Here is an 18,079-nt window from a genome sequence, read left to right on the forward strand (position 1 = left end):
TTTATATCTCCTTGTTTCCTTCTTTGTGTATGATCACCGCGTCCCGGTCAAATTTGCGGTCCATGGTATGGGCGGCCTTGCGGTTGGCGACGGTGTCGAAAATGATTGAGAAATCATAGTCCGGCGGATAAAGCTGAGCCGCGGGAACCAGCAGCTTCAGCCGGTTGTGGCGGACGGTGATCTTCTTCCCCTGGAACTGGATAATCACATTGCCGTCATCATCGGCAGGCTGGTATACGATCGCGTTCTTTTTATCCGGAAGCAGCAGGACGCTGTCTCCCATGGTGAACCGTTCAAAGTCCCCATCTGCTTTTTCCCGAAGACGCTGCAGGCGGCCGGCAGGGATCCGCATGGGTTTTCGCCCGGGTTCCGGAACAGTGTCCGGCCCCTGATCAGCTACCTGACGGGCACGACTGAGCAATCCTTCATCCATTCCGAGCCGTCGGGCGATTTCGATGGCGCAGCTTTTTCCGCTTTTACCCAGCTCCAGACGGTACAGCGGCATCAGGGATTCCCGGTCAAAGGCCATCCGTGCGGAAACCACATGTTCCGTCTGCTCAGCCCATTGCTTGATCTGCGGATCGTGGGTGGTGACCAGGAAAAAACATCCGCGCCGGAGCAGTTCCTCGAGGATCGCTGCGGCCAGGCCGGAACCTTCCGCCGGATCTGTTCCGCTGCCCAGCTCATCCAGCAGGACAAGGCTTTCCCTGCTACATTCTTCCAGGATGCGGATGACATTGGTCATATGGCCGGAAAAGGTGGACAGGTTCTGGCTGATGCTCTGGCTGTCGCCGATATCACACAGTACCCGGTCCATCAGCCCGATGACTGTGCCTTCCCCGCAGGGGATATGCAGGCCGCTCTGGGCCATCAGGGTCAGGAGACCCACTGTTTTGAGGCAGACGGTTTTTCCGCCGGTGTTGGGCCCGGTGACGGCAATGCCGGAATCCGGCAGGGCCAGCTCCAGGTTGAGAGGAACGCAGGTATCAGGATCCAGCAGCGGATGCCGGGCATTCACCAGGCGGATACGCCGTTCCGCAGTCAGTTCCACCGGGCGGGCTTTCATTTCCATACTCAGCTTGGCCCGGGCAAAGAGGATATCCAGGTCTGTCATCACCCGGATGGCATCCCGCAGCGGCGTTTCTTCCGCGGCGACCCGGTCGCTGAGTTCCCAGAGAATACGGCGCTCTTCCGTATCGATTTCGATGAGCAGCATTTCCAGCTCCTGGCGCAGGGCCTGTACGGCAGTGGGCTCCATAAAGACGGTGTTGCCTTTGGCGGAGGTATCCACCGCGTGCCCGGGAAAAGAACCCTGGAACCGTTTCTGCACAGGAATGACAAAGATCCCGTTGCGCTGGGTGATATAGCTGTCCGCCAGTTCCTTTTTATGATGGAAAAGGATCTGGTTCAGTTTCTCACGGATGGACTGCTCTGTAAACTCCCGCTGGCGGCGAAGGTTCCGGAGGGCGGGGGAGGCGTCGTCCAGTACAGTATCCTCCCGGACGGAACGTTCGATATCATCCTCCAGACCGGTCAGGTCCGGAAGTTCTGTCTGCCAGGAAGCGATGCCGGCGCTCCAGGTCTGGGCGTTCTGCAGGTACCTGCGAAGCCGCTGGATGGTGGCACAGAACCGGGCAACTGAACAGAGCTGGGAGGGGAGCAGCATGCCGCCCTGGGCTGCCTGGATGAGGCCGGTTTCCGTTCCGTCTGTTTCCGAGATCGGCGGGGTACCGGTGTTTTCCATTACATAAAGCGCGGCAGTGGTTTCCTCCATGCGGGCTCGGCAAAGGCCTTCATGCAATATGGGCTCTGTTTCCGCAAGCTTCCGGCGTGCCGCCTGCGAAACAGCCTGGTTCTGGAGTTGTTCAATGATCAGGTCAAACCCGAGTGTAATCATATCCTGTGTCATGGTATCCCCTCATGTTCTATATTAGATTGACATGAACAAGGGATCGGGGACTGCGACACGGAAAAATGCATAGAAAAAAAGCGCCCGGCATCTGTTCGTACCGCGCCATGGCATCAGCAAACAAGCGGTCATGTCACCGCTTACTTCCAATCAACCATGGTCCCCGTTAATGAACAGACTCCAAACACTTACCTCCGCAGGATACCCACTCAGGCGGGTTTCTCTGTCGGACAGATTATATACGGAGAGGAACATCCTGTCAACAGGATCAGCAGTATGGATCCGCGAGGGACGGATCCATACCGCCGGGGTGAAAATCCCGGATCAGACGCCTGTATCCCTGACAAAACACCGGGTTCCGGTATAATGAACGGTTTCCATACCGGCGGAACCGTCCGGACGGAAGAACCGGACAGTGATCATGCAGTTAACCGGCATACTGCCTTCTGCAGGACCCAGCTCCAGCACGCGGTCCTGCTCTGTATAACGCAGCGGGATCCGGAGGAAAACTCCCTGAAGATGACCCATGCCATCCCCGGCGTCATCATACAGGCAGAATGAAGCATCGGCGCCGCCGTACACAAGGATTTCCCGGGCGGGGGAAGGAAGGTCCGCTGTGCTTTCCGCATGACCGGCCACAGGAAGGATACTGCCTGCGCGGACGAAAAGCGGAAACTGATTCAGCGGTACGGGAACATGAATCCTGGTTCCGCCTTTTGTATAAGCGCTTGTAAACAGATTATACCAGCCGCAGCCGGCAGGCAGGACGATCTCTGTTTCACCGCCGCAGGCCTCCAGGGGCTGTGTGACAGGTTTGACCAGCAGGGCATCGCCCAGCATATACTGATCATCCAGGCGGAACAGGCCGGGCTCTCCGGGGAAGGCGACCATCATGGCACGGATCATCGGGAGACCGTCCGTGCATGTCTGCGCCGCAGTGGCATAGAGCCACGGAAGAAGCCGGTAACGCAGGTGAAGGATATCCTCAATGGCAGCATATTCCGGGGTTCCGTCACCAAAGGCCCAGGGTTCCCTGGGGGTATCCGTACCATGGGAGCGGAATACAGGAAGCATGGAACCAAACTGAAACCAGCGCACATAGAGTTCCCGGTAGGCAGGATCCCTGACGCCTTCCGGATAGTCTCCTTTCCAGAACCAGAGATCCTTTCTGCTGACAAAGAATCCGCCGATATCCACCGTCCACCAGGGTATTCCGCTGCAGGAGACGCGGATCGCCTCCGTGACCTGCTTCGACAATACATCCCAGCGGGCTGAAATATCTCCGGACCACAGAATAGCGCCTAAAGCACCTGAGTCAATTCCGCCGCTGCGGGACAAAAAGACGGGGCGTTTGTCCGGATAATCCCTGAGCCAGTGCTCCTGCAGTCCACGCAGATGATATGAAGAGTACAGGTTCATATTGACCGGGTCCATCCGAAGGGAAGAAGCTTCCACGATCAGATGATAACGGGTTTCAGGATCGCGCTTTTCGCTTCCGCACCAATCCGGATCAGTGATCGGTTCGCAGCTGTCACACCAGAGGGCATCGGCTCCGCCCTCCATCCAGAAACGCCTGCACTGCTGCCAGTACAGATCCCGGGCTTCGGGAGAAAAAGCGTTATAGATACGGCTGGCGGGGAGAAAATGCCCGCCTTCCTCAAACGCATCACAATCACGGCCGCAGTCAGCGTTGGGCCAGACAGATACCATGAGATGGACATTCAGGTTATGCAGTTCTTCTGTCAGCTGAACGATGTCAGGAAACCGGTCGGGATCAGGGGTTTTGTCTCCCCAGCATCCATCCTGCCAGGTCATCCAGTCCTGAACGATACAGTCCAGTCCCAGTCCGCGTTTACGGAACTCCCGGGAAACGGAAACCAGTTCCGCGGCGCTCTGATACCGCTCTTTGGACTGGATATACCCGAAAACCCAGCGGGGCGGCAGTGCGGGCAGACCGGTACAGGCAGAGAGCATGCGCAGGATATCAGCACAGTCCTGTCCGCGGAACAGGAGATAAGAGACCCGGTTGACGGCGTCCAGCTCAAGGGTAAAGGAGTGTCCGTCTCCGCGGTATTTCATGGCACAGCCGGCTTCAACCAGAAGTCCCCAGCCATCGCTGCACAGAAGAAACGGGATTGGGATCTTCATGTTGTGCTGGTAAAGCCATTCTGATTTACCGGCATAGTCAAAGATCCCGTCCTCATGAGCCCCGAGCCCGGTCAGGACAGGAGAACCCGGGAAGGAAAAACGAAGCACGGCCGACCAGCATTCACCGGCCGGAGTACGGCTTTCCGTGTCAAAAGAAACAGCTTCCCCATTGGCAGTCTGAAGGACAGAACGGACTTCATTATTCCCTGAAAGGCGCCAGACCTGACGCCGGGTGAAAACACATCCGGTCTGGGTCAGGTATTCTCCCGCCTGATCCTGAAAAGAAATAGGATGAAAGGGAACGTCATCAGCGGGGGTCAGGACGATCCGGGTGATCTCCGGGGATAATTCAGTTCGCTGCATTCGGGAAGATTCCTTTCCGCTTGTTAATTTCAATCTGAATCCTATTGGAGGGTTCGGGATATTTTTAGCCTAAAGAAGCGGTTTTATTATCTGCAATTGATGAAATCGTAGGAAGATTATCTTCCGAGTTTTCTTACCAACAGGTGCCTTGACAAACTGGAATAGACCGAGCTCTTCAGAGCGAGGAATACGAGCAACAAGCATAGTGGTTGCGAGACTGTCACCCTGCAAACTGGAATCCGTCACTGCTTTAACATTGCACTGCCCTTTATATGATCAATATTCGTAGGATTGATTTACTTTCCTGAGCGCAGCTGCATAATCGCAGCCTTTTTCTTTCACATCTTCCGGATTTATCGGATAATGTACATTGTAAAGAACCCCTTTGCCTCCGAATATATCCTCCATATAATCCTTTTCTATATGCCCGCCTACGACTTCAAGGCAAATCATAACATGATCATCACCCGGTACAATTTCTTTCTCCCACAAATATTGGCACTCAAGGTTCATGAAGCATTCAGCGACCATCGGTGCTTCTATCCATGAAGCTTTCTCCACGGTAAGCCCTGATGAAGTTATCTCATCTGTTTCGAACTGATTGTTCTGTATCGTCTGCATGCAGGCTTTGTATAAATCAGAAGACATGAAATTCAGCACTGCTGCCTTCTTTTCGTTCAGGCTTTGGTAAAGATGTCCACACTTATTCACGCTGCATAGAATCACGTAGTACCCGCCTCCATGATTCGCACTCGTAAACCCTGCCCATGACTGCATCGTAGCATTTGGCTTTCCATTAGATTTATAGGTTGTGACAAGAAACATCGGAGTCGGTATTCCCATAATAAATTCTTTCCAATCAAACCCGAAGTTTTTAGCAAATTCCCCGTATGTCCCCTTCATAGATTCAGGCATTTCTTTGTATTCGTATTTCATCTTTTTCTTTCCTTTCGCACTAAAGCCTACAAAAGAATTGACTTCAATTATCCCGACAACCTTCGATTTGTTGATCGCCATATAACTCAAAAGTTATTGATAATACACATCCGATACAGGATATCTGTTCGTATAGCCCGATTTCATTTCGTGAATAACAACCGTTTCTGAATCTTCAATTAATACCGCCTCGTCATATTGGTTTTCTATGGCATATTCAATATCATCATGCTCCTCTGCAGAAATGATATCCGTTTCTTTTTTATGTGAAATATAGTTGTCTTGCAGCTTTATTGCCAGATCAATTTGCTTAGGCTTGTAATAAATCAGAGTTCTCCACATGTCAATCTCCTGCTATTATATAAAAACAAAAGTGAATGTACCATTTCATGTCAGAGATGATCATACCAAAGCATGTGCTTCCGGTAAAACAGAAGCCCGCGAGGGGAGTATGTTCCATGGAAATAATCAGCTATATACCCCCCTGACAAATATAAATGCGGGTTCGGATACGAATCGATCCGCTACGGAAGCCTGCTTTTGATCATCATACCACGGATACGGTCCGGCTGCGGAATAAAATCACACCAGACCGGCGTTTTTCAGGGCGGAAACTCGATCCTCAATACTCTTCCGGAACTGCTCATCTGTATAGGAAGGATCCCTGGTCGCATTCCAGACATCGCAGGGCATCTGTCCGCAGGACGCACAGGTGGCGAAGCGGTGCTTATTGACACAGCAGGCATAGATGGGGCAGGCCTTTCCTTCCCCGCAGTGGAACACCTTGCCGCAGGCTTCATTGCAGCCGGTGCACATGTTTCCGTGCAGGGGACAGGCGGAACAGTCCGTTCCGCAGGCGGAAAGCCCCAGGATCTCCCGCTGTTTTGCCTTGCTGAAATCCTTCAGGACCAGCTGATAGGACCGGTCCAGCCAGTGCTTCAGCAGGTTGTCCGGGATCTCCCCGTCAGCCCTGACGGAATTCCAGTGCTGTTTGTTGCTGTAGTATCCGGGAATGATATCCGCGTACTGTTTCCGCATGAATTCGCCTTCCGTCGGCTCCAGTTTGAAGTTGATATAGTAGGGCTTGTCATCGTCATCCAGCAGGATGGCGGCGAACATCTTTCCGCCGATATGGTACCGGATCCAGTTCCACTCCGGCTGCAGATCTTTGGTCACACTATGCTTGGCCATCAGGTATTCATCAATCCAGGGATATTTCATATCCGGGTCCTCCTCTCGTTTGACAGAAGAGTATCATAGTGAACATGACATCTGTGTGTCATGTATGGTGCTTCTGACGGATTATTTCTCCGATCTTCGCCAGCTCTTCCCTTAATTCCAGTGGTTCCAGCAATTCCGCGTCTCCCCGGAAGGACAGGATCCAGCTGAGCAGGTGCTCCCGGTCTGTGAAACCGGTGGAAAACAGGCAGTCCCCTTCCGGGGTTTCTTCATAGCAGCCGGGACCGTATTCCTCCACCAGGCGCCACCTGGATTTCCGGCTGATCCTGACAACGACATGATAGCGGTCCGGGAAAGCCTGCTCGCTCAGAAGATCCGGCATTTCCATCTGCCGGGGTGAAAAGGTTTCCTTTACCTGCAGGGAATCCATCCGGTCCAGCTTGAAAAGCCGCGGAGCGTTCTTTTCCCGGCACCAGCCCCACAGATACCAACTGCTCCACTGGAAGACCAACAGCGCCGGTTCCACCAGGCGGTCACTCTCACCGCCGGGGGAAAGATAATGGAAAGAAACCAGGCGGTGCTGTTCAATGGCACCGTGCAACAGTTCGATTTTGCCGGACAGGGAGGCTTTATGCCAGGAGGCTAAGTCGATCAGGATATGCTGGTCTCCGGGAAGCACATCGGCAGCGCCGGGACTGATCTTTTCCATCAGCTGTTTGTACTGGCTGGTGCCGCTGACGCTGTCCAGCCCCCTCAGCCCGGAAAGAATGGCCTGCATTTCCCGGGAAGTCAGGGCAGTGCGGTCCATCCGGAAACCGTCCATGATGCGGATGCCGCCGCCGGCACCCTGCTGCGTGACGATGGGGATACCGGCCTGGTTCAGCGCTTCAATATCCCGGTTGATGGTCCGGCGGGACACTTCAAAGCGTTTTGCCAGCTCAGGCGCGGTGGCCTGTTCCTGGTTCAGCAGAACTGAAAGGATAGCGATCAGGCGGTCAAGTTTCATAGGTATACCTCAAACATGACAGTATTATGACGTGTTTATATTGTGATCATACCAGATAAAAATGCTTTTAGTCAAAGAAAAGCACTTAATCCGGACCGGAAGCACGGGTGTTCTGTTTGATATAAGAAGAGAAACGCAATTATCTGCAGACCGTATGTCAGGTATTAGTGTTGTCCAATGATATCATACCGGGTTTTCCGGCAGCCAGGATCATGGAATAGTGTGTTGTAAACTCATGACCGGCATCAATACCGAACTGATCTTCCATATCATACCGGATCCAGGGAAGGAGGTAATGGAAAAGCAGGATGTGATGATACTTTCCATCCGGATCCAGGACTTTCATCAGGTCTTTTTCCGAATAGGAAAAATAGTTCTCCGCGCATTCCCTGTCCCAGTTTTCCGTATACTTATATTTCAGCATCAGATGGACCAGGTTTTTCCGAATGGATATGGGGCCGAAGCATTGCTCAAAGTCGCGGATCTGCCAGGGAGGAAGTTTGCCGCGTACAAGCCGGATCACTTCTTCCGGAACGGCAGCATCGGTGTCTCCGCTGCAATACATCATATCCCTGATTACCAGATATTGCGGGGAGATCAGACGAATAAAGGCACTGACAGCGTTCAGATCAAAACCGTAATGGAATATCTCATGAAAAACGGAGGAATAATTGATCGCGATACGGGAAGAAGGAATGCCCATGGCGCGGATCTGCTCTTGTGCTTCAGTCATTTCCGTGAAGAACCAGGTATTCTCAATCTTCCGGCTTCGGGCAGCGTCGATCATTGCAGGATCAATATCCAGGCCGATAAAACGCATATCAGGAAAAAGCTCATGCAGGAAAAGAATCAGGGAACCGTCCGCACAGCCGTAATCGATCAGCAGTTCTGTTCCGGGAATCTTATCCATGAAGAAAGCTTTATCCCACATGGAGCGGCGCATCCTGTCATTATAGACCTTGTAGTTTTCAATATCGGGCATGAATGTTTCCTCCGAAATAGATCAGGTTATCCGGGTTAAGATAAAAGCATTTATTACAGGATATATTATATCCGATATGTAAATATTGAAAAATAACAGGTTCAGAAAGATATGTCCGGTTATTTCGGCTTGACAGGCGAACAGGTTTTATTTTATTTCTGCGGGCGGAGATGTGAACTGCTGATCAGATGATGCAGAAAAATCCGCGAAAATGCCCTGAATGGCATGGATATGACCGGAAAATGGATTGCGGAGAGGGAAGAAACGTGTTATAACATCGCAGGCAAACCAGGAGGTTTGCGGAAGGAGTACTGAATGGCCCGTTCCATGATGAAAGATCTTACGGAAGGAAAGCCGCTGAAGCTTGTCCTTTCCTTTGCGTTCCCGCTTCTGTTCGGAATGCTGTTCCAGCAGTTTTACAGCTTTGTGGATACGGCGATCGTCGGCCGGTATCTGGGAGCGGAAAAACTGGCGGCGGTCGGCGCGACCGGCTCGGTGAATTTCCTGGTGATCGGCCTGTGCCTGGGCTTCTGCTCCGGTTTTGCAATCCCGATTGCCCAGGCGTTCGGCGCGAAGAATGAGCATGAGGTGCGCCGGAGCGCATGGCATGCGGCAGTGCTCTGCGTTGTGCTGAGCCTGGTGTTTGGCCTGGCAGCCACGCTGCTGTGCAAACCGCTGCTGCGGCTCATGAATACGCCGGAGGAGATCCTGGATTCTTCCGCAAGCTATATCCGGATCATCTTTGCGGCGATCCCCTGCTGTGTGCTGTATAACATGGCGAGCGGAATCCTGCGTTCTCTGGGAGACAGCCGGACGCCGGTTGTGTTTCTTGTACTTGCTTCCCTGGTGAATATCGCGCTGGATCTTGTACTGATCATTTACTGCGGCATGGATGTGGCAGGGGCAGCAGTAGCTACGGCCATCAGCCAGCTGGTCTCCGGACTGGGCTGCCTGATCGTGATCATGCGGAAGTTCCCGATCCTGAAGCTGACAAAGGAAGACCGGCGGTTTTCCATGAAACGGGCCCGTTCCATGCTGGGGATAGGCCTGCCCATGGGCCTGCAGTTTTCCATCACAGCCATCGGATCGGTCGTGGTTCAGTGGTCGGTGAACGGCCTGGGAGTGAACGCGGTGGCCGCGGTGAGCGCCGCTGTCAAACTGAGCATGTTCTTTGCCTGTGTGTTTGATGCCCTGGCATCCACTATGGCGACCTTTGCCGGGCAGAACACCGGAGCACGGAAACTGGACCGGGTTCGGCAGGGACTTCGTGCCGCGTCTGAAGTGGGGATTATTTACTGTGTGCTTGCCCTGGGTGTGGTGCTGCTGTTCGGCGATAAAATGCTGGGACTGTTTATTGACAGCGGGGAAAATGCCGCTGTTATGGAACTGGCATTCCACTACCTGAAGATCAATGCCTCATTCTATATTCCGCTGCTGTTTGTGAACATTGTGAGGTTGTGCATCCAGGGAATGGGATACACCCGGATCGCAATGTTCGCCGGCTTGTCCGAGATGGTGGCGCGGGTTGCGGTGGCATTGCTGGTTGTACCTGCTGCCGGTTTTACCGGCGCCTGCTTTGCCAATCCGGCGGCCTGGGTGATGGCGGATCTGTTCCTTTTCCCCTGTTATTTCCGGCTGCTGAAATCCCTGAGCGGGAGAATGGCAACCGGCAAAGAAGAATGGAAAGAATCCAGAACAAGGATACACAGGGTTGCCTGAAAGCAAATTATCATCATCTTTTAATCTGATCTCCTTTTTCGGACCTCCCCGCGGATATACAATGAAAGCAAGCTTATCCGCTGAGGAGGTTTTTTGTTATGAGTTATGAGATTATGGAATACGCGCGCCTGTCGATTGCGCAGAAAAGCCAGGCTGTGGATCTGTTTATGGAAGGCTTCGGCCATATGATGACCTTTTCCAGAGACGAGAAACTGAAAAAGGAACTGATGCTTGAGATCTTCCATCCAACCCTGTTCAGATGCTATGTGGAAAACGGAAAGGTACTGGGTCTGCTGGGAATCGCCACAGATGAAATACGACCGATTGATTTCCGTCAGGACACCTGTGTGAGGCTGTTCGGAAGGCTGAAGGGAGCCATGATCAGCAAACAGATGAACGCCATTTTCCAGAAACCGGTTGTGAGTTTCCGGGACGAGCTGTATATTGATGTGCTTGTGACGGGAAGTGAAGCGAGACGGAAAGGGGTGGCCTCCGCGCTGCTGAATGAAGTGCTTGGACAGAAACGATATTCAGTCTGCTATCTGCATGTGTTTTCCAATAATGAGCCGGCTATCAGTTTTTACAGGAAGCACGGCTTTTCTGTAGACAGAGAGGAAAAATCATCGCTGATGCGTTTTCTGGGAAAAGGAAGCGGATATCCCATCCGGATGAAGAAAGATCTGGTGTAAGAAACGGCAGGTTACTGCACTGCTTTTTCAATCCTGATCATGCGTGATATACTGTTATTCATTCCTGAAGACAGATCTATTCAGGCATGGAGGAACGGAATGATACAGGTTAAGCGAATCAAAGGCGGAACGGACAACTGCTATCTGGTCACGGACGGCAGCAAGGCCATCCTGGTGGATACTGCCAGTAAAAGAAATATAGACCTTGTCATGGCAGAATGTGACCGGTATGAGATGAAGCTGATTGTACTGACGCATGTTCATTTTGACCATGCTGAGAACGCAGCGGAGCTTTCAAAAAGATACGGGATTCCCGTGGCTGTTCACAAAAAGGACGAGGAGCTTTTCGAAAGCTTTGACAAGCAGCCGCTGCAATCTTCCGGCCTGGTGGGACGGGCAGTGCTTGGCGCCTCCCTGAAGGTTCTGAGGAAGACAAAAGTGGAGCGCCCGGACAACCTGATCTATATCCGGGAAGGTGATGACCTCAGCGAATACGGAATCCCGGCCAGGGTGACGGAACTGCCGGGACATACCCTCGGCTCCATCGGCGTGGATGTGGACGAAAAGCATCTGTTCGTGGGCGACGCGCTGGACAACTGGATCCTGCCTGGAACAGCCCATCTTTTCCATGACAGGAACGCGGCCAGGGCCAGTGCGGAGAAGATCAGGAAACTGGGCGAGCGGACGATCTATTGCGGACACGGGAATCCTACCGTGCAGAAGAACCGGAAATAAAGTCTTCAGACGGGGATAGGGTATGGACGGAAATGAACTGGTGCTGGTATGTCCCTCAGAGGATATGGAGGAAGAGGTACTCCGGTACAAAGAGGAACACTTTGCCTGCGGTGATATGCAGGTTCATGGAAGCGGCGGTCTGGCATACTATGACAGATACGATGAATGGCTGAACCGGATCCGGTCCATGAGGAGAAACACCACCGATAATCCTGTGCAGACAAGCACATTCTTTTCAAGACGTGTCACAGACGGAAAACTGATCGGATGCATCAAGATTCATCACACCCTGACAGATGAACTGGAAAGCGGCGGCCATATCGCTTATGGAATCAGGCCGTCTGAACGCGGGAAAGGATACGGGAGACAGCAGCTGCTGCTCTGCCTTGAATATGCCAGGCAGCTGCAGATGAAGCAGGTGATCATAGCATGCGACAGGGACAATGCCGCATCCGCGAAGACCGCCATGAGCTGCGGAGGAAGACTGGTAAAGGAATTTGAAGAGGATGGAATCCCCAAACAGCATTATCTGATAGAGGTATAAATACGAAGGGACCGGCTTCAGGCCAGTCCCTGTTTGTATGGTTTTGTATCACGGTTTATCCGCGGGTCCAGCGAACACCGTCCTTGGTATCAATGATCGTGATTCCCATAGCGGCCAGTTCGTCACGGATCCGGTCAGCTTCCGCCCAGTTTTTCTCTTTGCGGGCCTGCTGGCGGGCCTCGATCAGGCGGCTGATCTCGGGATCGTCCTCACCCTGTGCGTTCTGTTCCGCAGCAGCTTGTGAATTGCGGGCAGCAGCGGCCTTTGCCAGCAGATCCAGGCAGAGGACCTGGTCAAACTGACCGATCAGGGCAAGCTTTGTTTTGTCATTGATGTCCGCTTTCAGAACATCATAGAGGACCGTAACCGCCAGCGAGGTATTCAGATCGTTATCAAGAGCGGCTCTGAACTTGGCTTCGAGTGCGGCCGCACCTTCGCTGTCATATTCCGCAGGATCATCCGGATTCAGCGCCGCGATCCGGTCGATTAGTTTACGGTAAGTCTGGGAAGCGTTATCAAGATTGTCGAAAGAGAATACCAGGGTCTTGCGGTAATGACTCTGCAGGCAGAACAGACGGTAGGCCAGCGGGTCATACCCTTTCTGCTGAAGCAGGGAGACGGTAAGGAATTCTCCCTTGGACTTTGACATCTTGCCGGACTGGTCATTCAGGTGGTGAACATGGAACCAGTAATTGCACCACTTATGGCCGAGGTAGGCTTCACTCTGCGCGATCTCATTTGTGTGATGGGGGAAAGCGTTGTCGATACCGCCGCAGTGGATGTCCAGCTTTTCTCCGCAGTACTTCATGCTGATGCAGGAGCATTCAATATGCCATCCGGGATAGCCCACACCCCAGGGGGAATCCCATTTCAAAGCCTGGTTTTCAAATTTGGACTTTGTGAACCACAGCACGAAGTCCGCCTTGTTGCGCTTGTTGTCATCGGCTTCCACATCATCCCGGACGCCGACGGCCAGGTCTTCTTCCTTAAAGTCCTGGAAAACATAATACTTCTTCAGCTTGCTTGTATCAAAATAGATGTTTTCTCCGGCACGGTAAGCATAGCCGTCCTCAAGAAGCTTCTCAATAACGCGGATAAATTCATCAATGCATCCGGTAGCGGGCTGCACCACGTCCGGAGTCTTGATGTTCAGTTTCGCGCAGTCATCGAAGAACGCGTCTGTATAGAACTTCGCGATTTCCATGACGGTTTTATTCTCGCGCTGCGCACCCTTCAGCATCTTGTCTTCGCCGGTGTCAGCGTCACTGGCAAGATGGCCGACGTCAGTGATGTTCATGACGCGCAGCACATCCAGACCGGAATAGCGCAGGTATTTTTCGAGAATATCCTCCATGATGTAGGTACGGAGGTTGCCGATATGCGCATAGTGGTAAACGGTCGGTCCGCAGGTATAGAGCTTAACTTTTCCGGGCTCGTTCGGAATGAACTCTTCCTTCAGATGCGAAAGGGAATTGTACAGAAACATTGGCATGATCTCCTTTCCTTGTCAGCAGGGATGAAAAAAGCCTCCTGCTGTCCTGTAACAGCAAGAGGCGATACTATCGCGGTTCCACTCTCATTTATCACTCAAACAGCCGATAACGGGGCAATCCGGGGACATTACTCCCACGCTCCAGGGCGCACTTCGTAATCTTGTGATCCGGAGCGGCTTTCAGCCGATGACCGCTCTTCTCTGTGGAACGCTTCGGAATACTACTCTTCCCGTTCATAGCGTGATACAGGATGTATTTTAGTACTTGAAGCCGTCAGCGTCAAGAGGACAGGGCAAAAGCACAGAAACAGGTTGAAATGTGCCTGCGTTTCTGGCATCATAGAAAAAGACAACTGATCAATGAAAAGCGGTATACCCGGAGGCGGAAGATGGAATACAGGATTGATGACAGGCAGCTGAATGCGGCAGTATTTATCGCATTTGTCAATAAAGTTTGGCCGGGAAAATATGACGCGGACAGGACGGCGGAGGCATTATCAAAAACACTGAACATCACTGCCTATGACGGTGAAACGCTGGTTGAGTGCCTGCGTATCCTGACAGACGGCTATTTCTTCGGCACGATAACCGAAATGCTTGTGCTGCCGGAATATCAAAGGCAGGGAATCGGCAGCAGGCTTCTTCAGCTGGCCAGGGAGAATACCCCGACGATGCTGTATTTCGGGGCACAGCCGACCGCTGAGCAGTTCTATGAGAAGAACGGATGCCCAAAAGGCTTCCAGTCATATACGATCGAAAAGAAAAGGCAATGATATGAAGAAATGTATCCTGAAGATGTCATAGAAATAAACGCTGTTGATTATTGATTATATTGCATTATCAAATGAAGCGGACGCTGTTTCCAGCGTCCGCTTTTTTAACAAAATATCATTTTCTTTTAATCAGTTCTCCTTTATTGATCCTCCCTGCGGATATACCATAAAGGTAACAGAATAAGACTAATTGGATTCAGAAAGGGAAGAATTGTGGAGAAAGCTGCTAAGAACAGAAAAATAACGATTCTCTATTTAGCTGTAACCATCGCATTAACCTGGCTGTTACAGTTTATGCCGATGATTAAGGGACTGGATATTGAAAACACATCAATATCCTCATTTGATTCAGCTTCCGTGTTCTTTGGAGCGGGAGGCGCAATACCGACACTGATCGGCATTATATGTGTGTTCGTTTTTTATACGAAGGATGGGATAAAGGATTTCCTGAAAAGATGTTTTATTCCCAATAAGGAATGTGTTTCCGCAATTCTGATTTCGCTTGGATTGATTTGTGCGGAAGTATTTGTGACACAGATGATTTCCGAAGGCCTTGGCGCGGAGAAACTTGGCTTTGAGGGATTGAAACTGATTGCCGGGAACCCGTTGTATTTCTTTTACTTTCTGTTTTGGGGCCTCATTTCCGGACCGTTTTCTGAAGAATTTGGATGGAGAGGGTTCTTGACGGATCGCCTGTATCGAAAAGACAAATTGCTTCAGGCATCCTTGTTTATTGGATTTATCTGGGGAATCTGGCACCTGCCTTTATACTTTTATCCGGCACAGATCCAGCATAAATGGATTACGGTCAATCCGTTGTTGGGATTACTGTTTATTGTTAGCTGCATGTCAGCAGCGCTTGTTTATATGATTATATATGTGATTGCCAAAAGAAAGGTTTTTCCCATTTTCTTTCTGCACCTGTTTAAAAACATCATTCTGACCGGCGCGATGATCTATCCGTTTTCAGATACTTACAGCACAGTCATTGTTTTTGTTGAAATAATAATGGATATATTGTTTTATGTGATATTCACGAAAACGCCTGTTTATAAAAAAGCTTTGGAAAACACGATGGAATTCGATTATCTGAAGCAGGCAAACCCGTGACGGTTTACAGGGATGATGTGATATGGACACCGGAGATTCTCTCCGGTGTCCGTTTTTTCAACATAGACAATACGTGCGGAGACGCGGGCGATGAGGTCACAGGGGAGACGCGCCCGGCCGGCAGAAATGAAGTCGTCAGCGGTTCTGCAGGGAACGGTAATCGGAGGGGGTAATGCCTTCATATTTCCGGAAGGCCCGGTTGATGGTCAGGGGAGAGGCATAACCGACGAGGTCACAGATTTCTTTCAGGGTCGCATCCGGCCGCTCTGACATGATCTCTTTGGCAAGGCGGAGCCGCTCCCGATGGATATAATCCAGCAGGTTTTCACCGGACGCTTTCTTAAACCGCTTGGAGAAGTAGGAAGGGCTCATGTCAAAATGATCGGCAATGACGGAAATGGAAAGGGAAGGATCGGTGATGTTGGCGTTGACATAATCCACAAACTGCAGGTCCTTCGCGCCGGAGGACAGGTCGTTTTCCGCTGAGCTGTCGGAGGCGAGGGAGGAAAGGGCAGACTGAATCCGGGCCAGCATGCCGTCCAGGCTGGGCACCGTCCGGAGCGAATGGATATCAAAAGCATGGCGCACACTGTCCTCCACGCCGGAGGGCAGGTCACCCAGGGAGGAGGCCATCAGGTTCACAACGCCCAGCAGGCGGACCCGGCCTTCCTCGGGGGAGCATTTGCGGAGCGAAAGTGCATCCACGACCTCCGGCCAGGTGGATTCAGCAGAGAGATAATCGCCTGTGGACAGGTTGCGGCAAAGCTTTTTCTCTTTTTCCAGCAGCTCCGGGAAGGACAGGGTGTCGCTGGTTGCAGCGGGAATCTGGTCATAACGGCAAACGGAGACGTCCGTGCCGATCAGCTCCATATAATCCGCAGCCTCCCGGCATTCGCGGAAGCAGGTGGTGATGGAAACGACGCCGCTGTGCAGGCTGCTGACGGCCGCGGTCAGGATAACGCCGAAAGTGTCACGGAAGAATTCCCGAACCTGCATAACGTTGGTGAGCGTGTCCTTCCAGATCTGCTCCTCGGACAGGGAATCCGGCAGGGAAACGACGCAGGCAACATTTTCCTCAACCTCCACCGCGTAGCGGGTGCTGCCGTTATCCGCCAGGCGGTCGATGGCAGTGCGGATGATCTCATCCAGGCGGCTGAGGGCTTCCGAGTTCTGCATCAGCAGGGGAGACTGGTCTTCCCGCCGGACATCCTCCACGGCATAGAGCACGACCAGGAAGCGTTTACCCACAAAACGGATGCCGTTGTTCTCCGTATGGCGGAGGATGATCTCTTCCTTCCGGACGTTGCCGAAAAGAATGCCCTGCAGCAGCTGGGTGCGGACCCGTTCCTGCAGGCGCTCGTTTTCCAGGTGAGAGGTGGCGTGGTTCTGCAGGATGACGGAAATGGCCTCGGACATCATCTCATATTCATTCCGGTTCGCCGCATGCACGGTTTCGGCGCCGGAACGGCTGAGGCTGGAAAGCAGGGAGGCGTTGAGCTTTTCAATCGGGGAATACTGCCTCTGAGAGAAATAGCGGATCAGGAGCCAGCCGAAGACCGCGAAAAGCAGCGCGCAGACCAGGTATCCGAAGAAGAGGGACAGGGTCTGGCGGAGGAAGCGGTCCTTCGGTGTTTCTGTTTTCAGCTGGAAATCAATTCTGGTACTGCTGTTGCCGATGGGCAGAAGCATCTCCTGCATGACACCGCTTTCGGGCGAAACGGAGGAGGCGGAAAGCATGGCACCGTTTTCACCGACCAGGGTATGATACAGACCGCCGTTTTCGGAAAATTCATCCATCAGGCGGACAGCGGTTTCACTCCGGAACTCGGTGACCACAATGACGTCCGAGATGCCGCCATGAGAGGACAGGCGGTTGGCAATCAGGATATGGGGCTTGTTGTCCAGGTCCCCCGTAATGAGCGTTACGACTTCCCTGGGGACGGAGGCCAGGAAGGATTTCCAGGCCGGGAGGGACATGCCCAGACGGTCCTTGAGCATATAGGCCGCGTTATAGTTATAATAGACGCTGCGGGGATCCATCATAGTGCCGCTGCGGAGGAAACAGAGATAGATGGACTGGATATATTCGGAAGTGACGGCAGCTTTGGGAAGCTGCTTCTGCAGATCCCGCAGGAGCAGAATATCGGAGGTGGAGAAGGAATCCGGATTGACCAGGGAAAGCCGCCTGGTGTTTTCGGAAATCAGCAGGCGGGTATTGTTGGACTGAATTTCCTCCACATAAGCGGAAAACACCCGTGAAAGCTCAGTGGAAGTGGATTCCACGTGACGGGCGTTTTCCTTCTGCAGCTGCAGCACCGCGGTGGTTGTCATCAGGACGGTCAGGATGAGGGGCAGGAGCAATACGATCAGATAAGAGTATAATATTGTTTTGGCAACGGGACCTTTTTTCCAAAAGAAAAGCTTCCCACGGTTCTCCTGATCTTTCATATTGACTTCTCCTGCCTTCAAAGTAGGATCAGTTTAGCCGTTTCAG

15 protein-coding genes are annotated in these 18,079 nt (G+C 52.2%); 6 read left to right on the forward strand and 9 right to left on the reverse strand.

All coding sequences use genetic code 11. The annotated features are described in order from the left end of the window. Nucleotide 1 precedes the first annotated feature (1 nt). The 7 genes from JYE50_RS14270 to JYE50_RS14300 all read right to left on the reverse strand — a co-directional run bounded on the left by JYE50_RS14270 (nt 2) and on the right by JYE50_RS14300 (nt 8,523). Nucleotides 2-1,909 (reverse strand): endonuclease MutS2, encoded by a 1,908-nt coding sequence (locus JYE50_RS14270; protein ID WP_084095622.1) that lies wholly within the window; start codon nt 1,907-1,909, stop codon nt 2-4. Between the two features lie 324 nt (nt 1,910-2,233). Then, nucleotides 2,234-4,420, reverse strand: a complete 2,187-nt coding sequence (locus JYE50_RS14275) for a TIM-barrel domain-containing protein (protein ID WP_084095623.1) — start codon at nt 4,418-4,420, stop codon at nt 2,234-2,236. A 276-nt stretch (nt 4,421-4,696) separates the two neighbouring features. Then, the gene (locus JYE50_RS14280; RefSeq protein WP_179138307.1) at nt 4,697-5,356 is read right to left on the reverse strand and encodes a flavin reductase family protein; all 660 of its coding nucleotides are present in this window, start codon (nt 5,354-5,356) and stop codon (nt 4,697-4,699) included. Between the two features lie 93 nt (nt 5,357-5,449). Next, nucleotides 5,450-5,698 (reverse strand): hypothetical protein, encoded by a 249-nt coding sequence (locus tag JYE50_RS14285; RefSeq protein ID WP_084095625.1) that lies wholly within the window; start codon nt 5,696-5,698, stop codon nt 5,450-5,452. Between the two features lie 240 nt (nt 5,699-5,938). Then, nucleotides 5,939-6,577, reverse strand: coding sequence for an MmcQ/YjbR family DNA-binding protein (locus JYE50_RS15535; RefSeq protein WP_084095626.1), 639 nt, complete (start codon nt 6,575-6,577; stop codon nt 5,939-5,941). Nucleotides 6,578-6,635: 58 nt separating this feature from the next. Continuing rightward, complete coding sequence (locus JYE50_RS14295; protein ID WP_084095627.1) at nt 6,636-7,541, reverse strand: helix-turn-helix transcriptional regulator; 906 nt, start codon at nt 7,539-7,541, stop codon at nt 6,636-6,638. 157 nt (nt 7,542-7,698) lie between these two features. After that, a complete protein-coding gene (locus JYE50_RS14300; protein ID WP_084095628.1) occupies nt 7,699-8,523 on the reverse strand; it encodes a class I SAM-dependent methyltransferase in 825 nt (274 codons plus the stop codon). Between the two features lie 315 nt (nt 8,524-8,838). On the opposite strand from JYE50_RS14300, the gene JYE50_RS14305 reads away from it, so the two are divergent. The 4 genes from JYE50_RS14305 to JYE50_RS14320 all read left to right on the forward strand — a co-directional run bounded on the left by JYE50_RS14305 (nt 8,839) and on the right by JYE50_RS14320 (nt 12,210). Next, nucleotides 8,839-10,242 carry an MATE family efflux transporter gene (locus JYE50_RS14305; protein ID WP_283399192.1) on the forward strand — a complete coding sequence of 468 codons (1,404 nt, stop codon included), beginning with the start codon at nt 8,839-8,841 and terminating at the stop codon, nt 10,240-10,242. Between the two features lie 98 nt (nt 10,243-10,340). Then, a complete protein-coding gene (locus JYE50_RS14310; RefSeq protein WP_084095629.1) occupies nt 10,341-10,931 on the forward strand; it encodes a GNAT family N-acetyltransferase in 591 nt (196 codons plus the stop codon). Between the two features lie 99 nt (nt 10,932-11,030). Continuing rightward, nucleotides 11,031-11,666, forward strand: coding sequence for an MBL fold metallo-hydrolase (locus tag JYE50_RS14315; protein WP_084095630.1), 636 nt, complete (start codon nt 11,031-11,033; stop codon nt 11,664-11,666). A 22-nt stretch (nt 11,667-11,688) separates the two neighbouring features. Then, nucleotides 11,689-12,210 carry a GNAT family N-acetyltransferase gene (locus tag JYE50_RS14320; RefSeq protein ID WP_084095631.1) on the forward strand — a complete coding sequence of 174 codons (522 nt, stop codon included), beginning with the start codon at nt 11,689-11,691 and terminating at the stop codon, nt 12,208-12,210. A 55-nt stretch (nt 12,211-12,265) separates the two neighbouring features. Here the strand turns inward: JYE50_RS14320 and cysS are convergent, their stop codons facing one another. Continuing rightward, nucleotides 12,266-13,696 carry a cysteine--tRNA ligase gene (gene cysS / locus JYE50_RS14325; RefSeq protein ID WP_084095632.1) on the reverse strand — a complete coding sequence of 477 codons (1,431 nt, stop codon included), beginning with the start codon at nt 13,694-13,696 and terminating at the stop codon, nt 12,266-12,268. 395 nt (nt 13,697-14,091) lie between these two features. Here cysS and JYE50_RS14330 point away from each other — a divergent pair, with 395 nt between their 5' ends. Both JYE50_RS14330 and JYE50_RS14335 read left to right on the forward strand, forming a co-directional pair. Continuing rightward, complete coding sequence (locus JYE50_RS14330) at nt 14,092-14,475, forward strand: GNAT family N-acetyltransferase (protein ID WP_084095633.1); 384 nt, start codon at nt 14,092-14,094, stop codon at nt 14,473-14,475. 213 nt (nt 14,476-14,688) lie between these two features. Beyond that, complete coding sequence (locus tag JYE50_RS14335; RefSeq protein WP_084095634.1) at nt 14,689-15,585, forward strand: CPBP family intramembrane glutamic endopeptidase; 897 nt, start codon at nt 14,689-14,691, stop codon at nt 15,583-15,585. Nucleotides 15,586-15,720: 135 nt separating this feature from the next. Here the strand turns inward: JYE50_RS14335 and JYE50_RS14340 are convergent, their stop codons facing one another. Then, a complete protein-coding gene (locus JYE50_RS14340) occupies nt 15,721-18,033 on the reverse strand; it encodes a helix-turn-helix transcriptional regulator (RefSeq protein WP_084095635.1) in 2,313 nt (770 codons plus the stop codon). Nucleotides 18,034-18,079: the final 46 nt, after the last annotated feature.

Source organism: Aristaeella lactis, from assembly GCF_018118585.1.
Taxonomy (GTDB): domain Bacteria; phylum Bacillota; class Clostridia; order Christensenellales; family Aristaeellaceae; genus Aristaeella; species Aristaeella lactis.

Coding starts and splice junctions, on each gene's coding strand:
- JYE50_RS14270 (WP_084095622.1), bottom strand. CDS start 1,909: ATGACACAGGATATGATTACACTCGGGTTTGACCTGATCATTGAACAA.
- JYE50_RS14275 (WP_084095623.1), bottom strand. CDS start 4,420: ATGCAGCGAACTGAATTATCCCCGGAGATCACCCGGATCGTCCTGACC.
- JYE50_RS14280 (WP_179138307.1), bottom strand. CDS start 5,356: ATGAAATACGAATACAAAGAAATGCCTGAATCTATGAAGGGGACATAC.
- JYE50_RS14285 (WP_084095625.1), bottom strand. CDS start 5,698: ATGTGGAGAACTCTGATTTATTACAAGCCTAAGCAAATTGATCTGGCA.
- JYE50_RS15535 (WP_084095626.1), bottom strand. CDS start 6,577: ATGAAATATCCCTGGATTGATGAATACCTGATGGCCAAGCATAGTGTG.
- JYE50_RS14295 (WP_084095627.1), bottom strand. CDS start 7,541: ATGAAACTTGACCGCCTGATCGCTATCCTTTCAGTTCTGCTGAACCAG.
- JYE50_RS14300 (WP_084095628.1), bottom strand. CDS start 8,523: ATGCCCGATATTGAAAACTACAAGGTCTATAATGACAGGATGCGCCGC.
- JYE50_RS14305 (WP_283399192.1), top strand. CDS start 8,839: ATGGCCCGTTCCATGATGAAAGATCTTACGGAAGGAAAGCCGCTGAAG.
- JYE50_RS14310 (WP_084095629.1), top strand. CDS start 10,341: ATGAGTTATGAGATTATGGAATACGCGCGCCTGTCGATTGCGCAGAAA.
- JYE50_RS14315 (WP_084095630.1), top strand. CDS start 11,031: ATGATACAGGTTAAGCGAATCAAAGGCGGAACGGACAACTGCTATCTG.
- JYE50_RS14320 (WP_084095631.1), top strand. CDS start 11,689: ATGGACGGAAATGAACTGGTGCTGGTATGTCCCTCAGAGGATATGGAG.
- cysS (WP_084095632.1), bottom strand. CDS start 13,696: ATGTTTCTGTACAATTCCCTTTCGCATCTGAAGGAAGAGTTCATTCCG.
- JYE50_RS14330 (WP_084095633.1), top strand. CDS start 14,092: ATGGAATACAGGATTGATGACAGGCAGCTGAATGCGGCAGTATTTATC.
- JYE50_RS14340 (WP_084095635.1), bottom strand. CDS start 18,033: ATGAAAGATCAGGAGAACCGTGGGAAGCTTTTCTTTTGGAAAAAAGGT.